Here is a 10053-nt window from a genome sequence, read left to right on the forward strand (position 1 = left end):
GGTCCTGGAGGGCGGTGAGCACCGGCAGCGTCTTCTCGATCGCGTTGACCGCGCCGCCCGTGCGCCAGTCCCCCGGCGGGTACTCGGCGTGCCCCGGCCTGCCCGCCACCGTCACCGTGCCGCCGAGGATGCCGCGCTGGGCGGTGACCACGTCGAGGTCGGTCGGCTCGGGGACGACGGCGGCGTCGGCACGTACCCCGTACCCGACCGAGGCCAGGGTGCCCGCGCCGTTCCACTCCTCGTCCGTGGCGGTGTTGATGAGGAGGTCGCCGGGGAGCCGGATGCCCAGGGCGGCGATGGCTTCCGCCGCGACCACCGCCGCCGCTATGCCGCCCTTCATGTCGCAGGTGCCCCGGCCGTAGAGGCGGCCGTCGCGGACCTCGGCGCGGAACGGGTCGGACGTCCACGCGTGGCGCGGCTCCGCCGATACGACGTCGATGTGGCCGTTGAAGAGGAGGCTGCGGCCGCCGCCCGTGCCGGGGAAGCGGGCGACCAGCTGGGGCCGGCCGTCGAAGCCGAGGCCGGGCGGGGTCTGGGGCGAGGGTGGCAGGTCGTTCGGCTTCGGGGTGAAGACGTCGACGGTGGCGCCCGCCGCGCGCAGGCGACCCGCCAGGTACTCCTGGAGGTCGGCCTCGTCACGTGCGGGTTCCGCCGCGTCGCCCCGGACCGTCGTGTCGAACCCCACCAGAGTGCTGGTGAGTTGGGCCAGATCGTCGGCCCTGCGGTCTATTTCGGCGAGGAGTTGGTCGAGGCGTCGGTCGCGGCGTCGGTCGCGGCTTCGGTCGCGGCTTCGGTCGGGGCTTCGGTCGGGGCGTCGGTCGGTCATGCGTACGCGATCCACGTCGTCTTGAGGCCGGTGTACTTGTCGAAGGAATGCAGGGACAGGTCCCGGCCGTAGCCGGACTGCTTGAAGCCGCCGAAGGGGGTGAGGGGGCTCAGGGCGTCCACCGTGTTCACCGAGACCGTGCCCGCGCGGAGGGCGTCCGCGACGCGGTGGGCGCGGGACAGGTCGCTCGTCCAGAGGGATGCCGCGAGGCCGTACGGGGAGTCGTTGGCGATACGGATCGCCTCGGCCTCGTCGGCGAAAGGGAGCACCGTCAGGACCGGGCCGAAGAGTTCGTCGCGGGCCAGGGGCGCGTCGGGGGGCAGGTCGGTGACGACCGTGGGCGTCACGTACGCCCCTTCGCCGGTGCCGCCGCAGACGATCTTGCCGCCGGACGCCTCGACCGCCGCCAGGACGCGGGCGGCCTGCCGGGTGTCCACGAGCGGACCCAGGCGGGTGGCCGGGTCGAGGGGGTCGCCGGGGACGAATGCCGCCGCGTGCGCGGCCACCCGTGCCGTGAAGTCGTCCGCGATCGAGGCGTCCACCAGGAGGCGGGTGTTGGCCGAGCAGACCTGGCCCGCGTTGTAGGCGAAGCCCCAGGCGGCGCGTTCGGCCGCGGCTTCCAGGTCCGCGTCGGCGAAGACCAGGTTCGGGCTCTTGCCGCCCGCCTCCGGCCAGACCTGCTTCATGTTGGACTCGGCGGCGTAGCTCATGAACAGCTTGCCGACCGCCGTCGAGCCGGTGAAGACGAGGGTGTCGACATCCGGGTGCAGGCCCAGTGCGCGGCCCGTGGTCCCGCCGGGGCCGGGGACCACGTTCAGGACGCCGTCGGGGATGCCCGCCTCGGAGGCCAGTTCGGCGAGGCGGAGGGCGGAGAGCGGGGACTGTTCCGCCGGTTTGAGTACGACGCTGTTGCCCGCGGCGAGGGCCGGGGCGAGCTTCCAACTGGCCAGGTCCAGAGGGAAGTTCCAGGGTACGACCGCTCCGACCACGCCCAGCGGGACACGGCGGACCAGGGCCAGACTGCCGGGCGCGGTCGGGGCCACCTCGTCGTACAGCTTGTCGACGGCCTCGGCGTACCAGGCGAAGACGGCCGCCGCGCCGGGGACGTCGGTGCCGTACGACTCGGTGATCGGCTTGCCCATGTCGAGGGTGTCGAGGAGGGCGAGCTCCTCTCCGTGCCGGGTGATCAGTTCGGACAGCTTGAGCAGAGCGCGCTTGCGTACGGCGGGGTCGGCGCGGGACCAGCGGCCGTCGTCGAAGGCGGTGCGGGCCGCGCGGACGGCGTCGTCGACCTCTGGTGCGCCGCATGCGGCGACGTCGGCGACGGTCCTGCCGGTGGCCGGGTCGACGGTCGGGAAGGTGGCGGCCGCTTCCCTCCAGTCACCACCGATGAACGCCTGGGTGCGCGGGGCCAGTTGGGCGGCGCGCTGCCGCCAGTTGGCGTGGGTGTGGTTCGTCATGCTGCGGGCACTCCGGAGGTCGTGGGTGCGGGGGCTGCTGCGGAGGGGGCGGTCAGGCGGGCCGCGACGAGGTACGCGGGGACGGTGACGACCAGGCCCGCGATCCAGCCGAGGTCGGTGTCGCCGAGCGCGTGGGCCAGCGGGCCGGTGTAGAGGGACTGCGCCATGAACGGGATCTCGGCGAGGATGCCCAGCGCGTAGACGCCGAGCGCGGTGGCGTTCCAGCGGCCGTAGACGCCGCCGTCGCGGGCGAAGAAGGACGCGACGTCGTAGGTGCCGTGCTTGACCAGGTAGAAGTCGGCGAGGTTGATCGCCGTCCAGGGGATCAGGACGTACTGGAGTACGTAGATGAGGTTCAGGTAGCTCGTCATGAAGCTGTCGGCCAGGGCGAGGGCCAGGACCACCGAGAGCGCGGTGAGGGCCATGCCGATGACCGCTCGGGCCGTGGCGCGCGGCAGCCAGCGGTGGGCGAAGGTCTGCACGGCGGTCACGGCGCACAGGACCGCGCCGTACAGGTTCATGGAGTTGGTGAGCATCGTGACCAGCGCGAAGCTCCAGAGCGTGAGCTGGCCGAGGGTCGAGCCGAGCAGTGTGTCGAGGGCGGCGATCGGGTCGTCGCCGCCGCCCGCGATGCCGATCGCCGCTCCCACGGCCATCGGGATCAGGCTGCCGAGCACGCAGCCGGCGTACGTGCACCAGAGGGTGGAGCGGACGCCGGCGCGGGAGGCGGGCATGTAGCGGGAGTAGTCCGAGACGTACGGCGCGTAGGCGATCTGCCAGAGCGCGCCGACGGAGACCATCCCGAGGAAACCGGCGAGGCTGAAGCCACCGACCGCGAGGAAGTCGGCGGGCAGGCCCGCGGCGAACAGGTAGCCGGCGCCGATGAGTTGGATCGCGCCGAAGGCCCAGGTGGTGAGTGAGCCGATGCGGTGCATCAGGCGGTAGCCGACGACCGCGACGGCCAGGCTTACGGCCGCGCAGAGCAAAACGCCGGCGTCCTGGCCGAGTGAGGTCACCTGGCCGAGGGACTGGGCGCCGACGACCAGGTTCGATGCGAAGAAGCCCTGGTACATGACGATCACGGCCAGGACCACGGCCAGCGCGCCGACGCTGCCGAACTGGCCGCGCGACTGGATCATCTGCGGTACGCCGAGCTGCGGGCCCTGCGCCGAGTGCAGCGCCATCAGGAAGCCGCCGCCGAGGTGGCCGACGAGCAGCGCCGCCAGGCTCCACAGGAACGAGAGCCCGAAGGCGGTGGGGGCGAGGGCGCCGGTGACGACGGTCAGCGGGCCCAGGTTCGCGCTGAACCAGATGGTGAACAGGTCGCGGGTGCGGCCGTGGCGCTCGGCGGCCGGGACGACGTCGATGGTGCGCTGCTCGATTCTCGCCTTGGGTGCGGTGCGCGCGCCGCCGGTGTCGCCGGTGTCGCCGGTGTCGCCGTCCATGCGGGCTCCTCTGTCGCCGGTCGTCTGTGGCCAGCCCTCTGCGGTCCGCCGTTCTTTGACGCTGAATTCAAACAATGCGCCAGAGGACCGTCAATGGGTTGCGCGAAAGTAACTTGCGTTATCTGAACGACGTAACAGAGAATTAACCGCCATGGGGAGACCGAAGAACCAGACGGCACGGCGTGAGGCCCTCGTGGACGCGGCGGGGCGCGCCATCACGGAGCGGGGCCTCGAAGGCCTGCGCATCAAGGACATCGCCGCGGAGGCGGGGATGTCGGCGGGCTCGGTCCTGTACTACTACCCGGAGCTGGACGACCTCGTCCTCGAGGTGCACAGGGGCGCGGTCGAGCGCTTCGTCGCGGCGCGGCACGCGGCGACGGACGGCGTCGCCGACCCGGTCGCCCGGCTGCGCGCGCTGGTCGGCAGCGGCCTGCCGGACGGGCCCGGCGACCCGGTGCACGGCCTGCTGTACGAGCTGCACCGCCGCGCCGACCGCAGCGCGGGGCACGCCGAGTTGATGGCCTCGCTCTTCGCCCGCGAGGTCGCGCTCTACACGACGGTGCTCGAAGTGGGCGCCGCCACCAGGGAGTTCACGCTCACGGAGCCGCCCGCCGACCTCGCGAGGAACCTGGTGGCCCTGGAGGACGGGTACGGACTGCACATCGTCAGCCACAACGCCCAGCTGACGCCGGGCGAGGCGGAGCGGCTGATCCTCGGGCTCGCCCGGTCGGTCACCGGTCGCGCGGAACTGTGAGTCCGGCGCGCTCCTCGACGAGTCTTGTACGTTCCCCGACGTCACCGGCGACCGCGACGGCCGTCAGGGCCATGCCGAGCGCCCCGTCCAGGACCGCCCGGTCGGCGTCGGGGGTGACGCAGGCCGCCGCGAACTCCTTCTGGTGGTTGACCGCGGGCAGGGAGTCGATGCCCAGGTAGGGGTGGATGGCGGGCAGGACACGGGAGACGTTGCCCATGTCGGTGGACGCGCGGTTCATCCGGGCCGCAGGCGATCCGGGGTCGAAGCGTCTGCCGAGCCCTTCCGCCGCCCGGCGGTAGGCGGCAAGCAGCCCCGCGTCGTTGCGGAACTCCGAGTAGGGGCGGGACTCCGGCTCGATCTCCAACTCACAGTCGGAGGCGAGCGCCCCCGCCTCGAAGCAGCGCTCGACGCGGGGCTGGAGCTCGGCGAGTTTCTCCAGGGAGGCCGCCCGCACATACCAACGGCCCTCCGTCAGCTCGGGAATCGCGTTCGGCGCCTCGCCACCACGCGTGACCATGCCGTGCACCCTTGTGCCGCCCGGGAGTTGCTGCCGCAGCAGCCCGATGGCCACCTGCGCGACGGTGAACGCGTCGGCCGCGTTGCGCCCCTGCTCCGGGTACGCCGCCGCGTGCGCCGCCTTGCCGTGATAGCGGACCTTGAGATGGGCGACCGCGTACGGATCCGCCTCCGCGACGTCGGCGGGCCCGGGGTGCACCATCATGGCCGCGTGCACGCCGTCGAAGGCGCCGCGCTCCAGCATGAGAATCTTGCCGCCGCCGCCTTCTTCGGCGGGAGTGCCGAACACGCTTATCTTCAGGCCCAGTTCGTCGGCGACCGGGGCGAGTCCAGCCGCAGCACCGACCGCCGCCGCCGCGATGATGTTGTGGCCGCAGGCGTGACCCAGGCCGGGCAGCGCGTCGTACTCGGCGCAGATCGCGAGGTGCAGCGGACCGCTGCCCAGGGTCGCCCGGAAGGCGGTGGGCAGACCCGCCGTGCCGGTCACCACGTCGTAGCCGAGGTCGTTCAGGGCGTACGCCGTCCAGCGCGCGGCCTTCTCCTCCTCCCAGGCGACTTCGGGGTGGGCGTGGATGCGGTGGCTGAGGGCGAGGAGAGTGTCGGCCTGGGCCTCAACTTCCTTGCGTACGACGTTCATTCGGGATCACCCGGAACTCCGTACGAAGGAGAGTCGTCCGGGGCCAGCGCCCGCTGGACGTACGCCTCCTGCTGCGGCTCCCACAGCTTCCAGAGGGCCGCCAGCTCGGCGAGCGGGTCGCCGTCGGTCCAGTCGACGCGGAGATCGGTGACGGGCCACTCCGCCCGGTCGTCGGCGATCAGCAGGCCGGCCGAGTGGACGGGGCCTTCCTCGCCGCCCGCCGCCGCGCCCGCGAGGAGGGCGTCGACCAGGCGTTGCCCGAGGGGCGTCGAGGGGTCGGCGGCCGTGAAGGCGCGGAGGACCGCCTGCGGGACCTCGGAGTCCGCGAGCAGGTTCCCGGCGACCACGGCGTCCGGGCCGACGGCTTCGGCGTACCGGCCGAGGGAGCGGGTGCCCGAGAAGACCGCGGCCTGACCTGCGGCACCGATGGCGGTCAACTGCCGCCATTCGGCGTGTGGTTGACCGGAGAGCTGATGGACCGCAGCCGTGGCCGGCGCCCCGTCCGCAAGCAGATCGAGGAGCCGTCCGCCGAGCCTGGGGTCCGTCACGTTCTGCGAGCAGACCGCGCCGACGCCCGCCCGTACGTGGGCACAGCGCGCGGCGACGGCGGGCGAGGAGGACGTGACTGCCACCCCGAACTGACCGGTACGCGTGCAGCGCGCGGCGATCGAGAAGGTCATCGGCCGCCCTCCCCCGCGACGGAGGGGCGACGTCCGCGAGGACACCGGGCAGCCGGCCGCCGCGCCTCGGGCCGGTAGCGTTCCGCGAGCCGCGTCATCGCCCGGCCTCCCCCGCAGGGGAGCGGCGCTCCTCGGGGATCACGGCCGTCGCGTCGATCTCCACCAGCCACTCCGGGCGGGCGAGCGCGGAGACCACAAGCCCCGTCGAGACATAGTGAACTCCCTTCAGCCGGCGCCCCATCACCCGGTAGACCGGCTCCCGGAAGCGGATGTCCGTCAGATAGACGGTGATCTTGACGATCTCGTCGAGCCGGCTGCCGGACTCCTCCAGGAGCATCGCGATATTGGCCATGGCACGCTCGGCCTGCGCCTCGACGTCGCCCACGCCGACGTTCTCGCGGGTGTCGAGATCCTGGCCGATCTGGCCGCGCAGATAGACCGTGCCCTCGGCGACCACCGCCTGCGCGAGGTCGTTGGAGAGGTCCTGCTCCGGATAGGTGTCGGCGGTGTTGAAGGGGCGGATGCGGCGATGGGTCTGATTGACCTGGCGCGGGTGGCTCACTTGGCACGCCCCAGCGAGCCGAGGACGTTGTCGGAGAGTTTTGCCGCGTACTTCACCAGGTCGAGCGGGCCGTCCCAGTCGAAGTTGCGGTAGACCGCGCCCAGGTGCGCGAACGGCGGTGACTGCGCGAAGAGCTGGAAGGTGAGGCGGTGCCCCGCGTAGTCGGAGTTCAGCAGGTCACGGGCGTACGCGAGGAGCTTGCGGCGGTCCTCGGCGACCCAGTGCTCGTTGATCGAGTAGAACTTGTCCAGCCACGGCTTGGTGTCCGGGTGGTCGAAGGACGCCTTGTCGGGCGTGATGCAGATCTGGCCGCCGCACAGCTCGCGCGCGATGTGCATCATCTCGTGCAGCTGCGAGCAGGCCAGGACCCGGCCGGTGTAGAGCAGCGACTGGTTCGGCATGAGCAGCCCGCCGGGGCTCGGCTCGGCCATCGCGATCGCGGCGGTGAGGTGGGCGTTGATGCCTTCGCGGTAGCAGGCGAGCTTGGCGAGCTTCTCCTGGACGGCCTGCTGCTTCTCCAGGCCCGTCTGCTTCACGTTCCACAGCGCGGCGCCGATCATCAGGTCCGCGAGGCGCAGATTGCGCTGCGTGAAGGCGAAGGCGCTGTAGCGGTGGAGGGTGGCGCGGATGAAGGTGGCGGCCTTGGTGTCCCGGTAGAAGAGGACGTTCTCCCAGGGGATCTCGACGTCGTCGAAGACGACGAGGGTGTCGACCTCGTCGAAGCGGTTGGAGACCGGGTAGTCCTCGACCGGCTTGGCGGGGTGGCCCGCGAAGCCCGTACGGCAGATGTACTTGAGCCCTGGCGACCCCATGTCGGCGATGAACCCGAGGGCGTAGTCGGAGAGTTCGGAGTCGCCCCAGTTGGCGATGGTCGGCTTGGTGAAGGCCTGGTTGGAGTAGGCGGCGGCCGTCTCGTACTTGGCGCCGCGCACCACGATGCCGCTGTCCGTCTCGCGTACGACATGCAGCAGCATGTCGGGGTCCTGGTCCTGGGGGCGCTTGGAGCGGTCGCCCTTGGGGTCGGTGTTCGCCGAGACGTGGAAGGGGTCGGAGAACAGGGCGTGGTCGATGTGCCGCTTCACGTTCTCGGCGTAGGCGGGATTGATGTCGTTGAGGACGTCCTGGCCGTCGATGAGCGACCAGACCTCGCCGATGGTCTCGTCCCCGACGCGGGTCACGACCCCGCCGACGTCGGTGAGCACGGCATCGGTCGCGGCCCGCTTGGCGTCCCAGTCGTCCTTGGTGCGCGGCGGCTTCTGCTGGATGGCGTTGATCTCGCCGGTCGTCTCGTCCTTGTACGTCATGGCGTCGCGGGTCGCCGGGTCGTGCGCCATGTCGTAGATGCGGGCACGTATGTCCACGAGCGGTTTGAAGGCGGGGTGGGTGGTCACGTCGGCGACCTTCTCGCCGTTGATCCAGACGTCGCGGCCGTCGCGGATGGAGTCGCGGTACTGGTCTCCGGTGCGGATCATGCGCCTTGCTCCTTCGGGTTCAGGGGGGAGGTGGTGCCGTACACGCGTGCGTGGTGGACCAGGGGGTGCGCCCCCGTCACGGCGGAGGAGACGACCGAGCCGAACAGGACACGGTGTGTGCCCTGCCGGACGGCCTCGACGAGACGGCAGTCGAACGCGGCCGACGCCTCGCTCAACACCGGTGCGTCGGTGGTCAGTTGGCGCCAGTCGGCGCAGTCGAAGTCGTACGGGCCGCTGCCCCGGGCGGGGCGGCCCGCGAACACGTCCGACACATGGGCCTGCCCCGCGGCCAGGACGCTGACGGCGAAGACGCCGTTGCGGACGGCGGCCTCGGCGAGCGGGCTGCGCTCGTGGACGCAGACGAGCAGCGAGGGCGGGTCGGCGGAGACGGAGCACATGGCGCTGACCGTCTGGGCGTAGCGACCGGCCGGGCCTTGCGTGCTGACGACGGTCACGCCGGTCGCGGCGTTGCCCATGGCGGCGACGAAGTCCTCGCGGGGGGTGCGGAGTTGATCCGGTGCGTGATCCGGGGCAATGGTCATGGCGGCCTCCCTCGGAGCGGGTGGGCTGGGGTGCCCTCACTATGCGAGAGGAGTACTGCATCCGTACAACAGATCTTTCCGCGTCATTGGATCTGATCCACAGATACAGAGCCTGTTTCAGCCCCGCAACGCCTCCCTGCACGCCGTCGCGAAGGCCTGCGCCCGGCCCGTGAGCCGGACGCCGCGCACCTTGGCGAGGACGACGGGCAGGGCGGGCAGCTTGTCGCTGAGCGGCAGGTCGACGACGCGGGATCCGTCGTACGTGAGGTCGTGCGCGGGCCGCTGGTTGAGCAGCGACCAGCCGTACCCGGCGGCGACCAGGGCGCGCACGGTCTCGTAGCTCTTGGTGCGGTGGCTGATGCGTGGCCGGAATCCGGCGCGGGCGGCGACGGACTGGAAGTAGTCCCGGCTGGCGGGCAGGTCGAGCAGGATCATCGGCTCGTCGGCGAGGTCGGCGAGCCGGGCCCCGGTGCTTCCGGCGAGGCGGTGCCCGGCGGGCACCAGGGCGTAGGGCGGTGCCATCGCGAGGACCTCGCGCTCGATGTCCCGGTCGAGGTCCATGTCGTACAGAATCGCCAGCTCGCACGCGCCGGTGCGCAGGCTCTCCTGCACGGCGGGGATGTCTCCCTCGACGACCTCGACGCGCACGGCGGGCTGCCGCTCGGCGAACTCCCGCAGCAGGCGCGGCAGATAGAACGGCGCGAGGGTCTGGAAGCAGCCCACGGCGAGCTCCCCGACCAGGTCGGAGCCGAGGCTGCGGGCGGACTCGGCGAGCTCGTCGCCGTGTGTGAGGAAGCCGCGCAGCTCGTGCAGGAACCGCTCCCCCGCCGCCGTGAGCTCAAGGCCCTTGGCGTGCCTGCGGATCAGCAGCTGCACGCCGAGCTCGCGCTCCAGGTGGTGCACGGCGGTGGAGACCGCGGACTGCGAGACGTTGACCCGCTGGGCGGCCGCGGTCATGCTGCCGAGCTCGGCGGCGGCGAGGAAGTACCGCAGCTGTACGAGCGTGAAGTTCGCGTCCTTGGCCATGGCGGGATTGTGCCTCGGGGGCGGCGGCCTGTCTGCATCTCCAAAACAGATGTAACTCCCGGGAAATCAATGTTTGACCGTTGGCTGAAACCGTCGCGAGACTTCCCGACCAACCCGCCCCGTACTCCCCCGC

At 71.5% G+C, this 10053-nt stretch carries 10 protein-coding genes; 1 reads left to right on the forward strand and 9 read right to left on the reverse strand.

Features of this window, described 5'->3' with window-relative positions; translation table 11 throughout:
- The 3 genes from E2651_RS36160 to E2651_RS36175 all read right to left on the reverse strand — a co-directional run.
- On the reverse strand, positions 1–826 hold an 826-nt coding region (locus E2651_RS36160), incomplete at its 3' end, for a M20/M25/M40 family metallo-hydrolase (protein ID WP_135335497.1).
- Positions 823–2286, reverse strand: coding sequence for an aldehyde dehydrogenase (locus E2651_RS36170; RefSeq protein WP_135335498.1), 1464 nt, complete (start codon positions 2284–2286; stop codon positions 823–825). The genes E2651_RS36160 and E2651_RS36170, both read right to left, overlap by 4 nt.
- Positions 2283–3731 carry a cytosine permease gene (locus E2651_RS36175; protein WP_135335499.1) on the reverse strand — a complete coding sequence of 483 codons (1449 nt, stop codon included), beginning with the start codon at positions 3729–3731 and terminating at the stop codon, positions 2283–2285. The genes E2651_RS36170 and E2651_RS36175 overlap by 4 nt, the downstream gene beginning before the upstream one ends.
- Before the next feature lie 151 nt (positions 3732–3882).
- Here E2651_RS36175 and E2651_RS36180 point away from each other — a divergent pair, with 151 nt between their 5' ends.
- Positions 3883–4485, forward strand: a complete 603-nt coding sequence (locus tag E2651_RS36180) for a TetR family transcriptional regulator (RefSeq protein ID WP_135335500.1) — start codon at positions 3883–3885, stop codon at positions 4483–4485.
- On the opposite strand, the gene E2651_RS36185 is transcribed toward E2651_RS36180, so the two are convergent.
- The 6 genes from E2651_RS36185 to E2651_RS36210 form a co-directional block, all read right to left on the reverse strand.
- A complete protein-coding gene (locus E2651_RS36185; protein ID WP_135335501.1) occupies positions 4463–5638 on the reverse strand; it encodes a M20 family metallopeptidase in 1176 nt (391 codons plus the stop codon). The genes E2651_RS36180 and E2651_RS36185 overlap by 23 nt on opposite strands.
- Positions 5635–6318, reverse strand: a complete 684-nt coding sequence (locus E2651_RS36190) for a DUF1028 domain-containing protein (RefSeq protein WP_135335502.1) — start codon at positions 6316–6318, stop codon at positions 5635–5637. The genes E2651_RS36185 and E2651_RS36190 overlap by 4 nt, the downstream gene beginning before the upstream one ends.
- A 94-nt stretch (positions 6319–6412) precedes the next feature.
- Positions 6413–6880: a RidA family protein gene (locus E2651_RS36195; RefSeq protein ID WP_135335503.1), complete on the reverse strand. Its 468-nt coding sequence runs from the start codon at positions 6878–6880 to the stop codon at positions 6413–6415.
- Complete coding sequence (locus tag E2651_RS36200; RefSeq protein WP_135335504.1) at positions 6877–8352, reverse strand: 4-hydroxyphenylacetate 3-hydroxylase family protein; 1476 nt, start codon at positions 8350–8352, stop codon at positions 6877–6879. Before E2651_RS36200 ends, E2651_RS36195 begins: the two co-directional genes overlap by 4 nt.
- Positions 8349–8894: a flavin reductase family protein gene (locus E2651_RS36205; RefSeq protein WP_135335505.1), complete on the reverse strand. Its 546-nt coding sequence runs from the start codon at positions 8892–8894 to the stop codon at positions 8349–8351. Before E2651_RS36205 ends, E2651_RS36200 begins: the two co-directional genes overlap by 4 nt.
- 117 nt (positions 8895–9011) lie before the next feature.
- Positions 9012–9920, reverse strand: a complete 909-nt coding sequence (locus E2651_RS36210) for a LysR family transcriptional regulator (RefSeq protein ID WP_135335506.1) — start codon at positions 9918–9920, stop codon at positions 9012–9014.
- Between the last annotated feature and the right edge of the window lie 133 nt (positions 9921–10053).

The sequence above is a fragment of the Streptomyces sp. MZ04 genome, from assembly GCF_004684775.1.
Classification (GTDB): Bacteria; Actinomycetota; Actinomycetes; order Streptomycetales; family Streptomycetaceae; genus Streptomyces.

Bases quoted from the DNA above. Each gene is read 5' to 3' on its own strand.
- E2651_RS36210 (WP_135335506.1), bottom strand. From the start codon at position 9,920: ATGGCCAAGGACGCGAACTTCACGCTCGTACAGCTGCGGTACTTCCTC.
- E2651_RS36180 (WP_135335500.1), top strand. From the start codon at position 3,883: ATGGGGAGACCGAAGAACCAGACGGCACGGCGTGAGGCCCTCGTGGAC.
- E2651_RS36190 (WP_135335502.1), bottom strand. From the start codon at position 6,318: ATGACCTTCTCGATCGCCGCGCGCTGCACGCGTACCGGTCAGTTCGGG.
- E2651_RS36170 (WP_135335498.1), bottom strand. From the start codon at position 2,286: ATGACGAACCACACCCACGCCAACTGGCGGCAGCGCGCCGCCCAACTG.
- E2651_RS36175 (WP_135335499.1), bottom strand. From the start codon at position 3,731: ATGGACGGCGACACCGGCGACACCGGCGACACCGGCGGCGCGCGCACC.
- E2651_RS36185 (WP_135335501.1), bottom strand. From the start codon at position 5,638: ATGAACGTCGTACGCAAGGAAGTTGAGGCCCAGGCCGACACTCTCCTC.
- E2651_RS36200 (WP_135335504.1), bottom strand. From the start codon at position 8,352: ATGATCCGCACCGGAGACCAGTACCGCGACTCCATCCGCGACGGCCGC.
- E2651_RS36205 (WP_135335505.1), bottom strand. From the start codon at position 8,894: ATGACCATTGCCCCGGATCACGCACCGGATCAACTCCGCACCCCCCGC.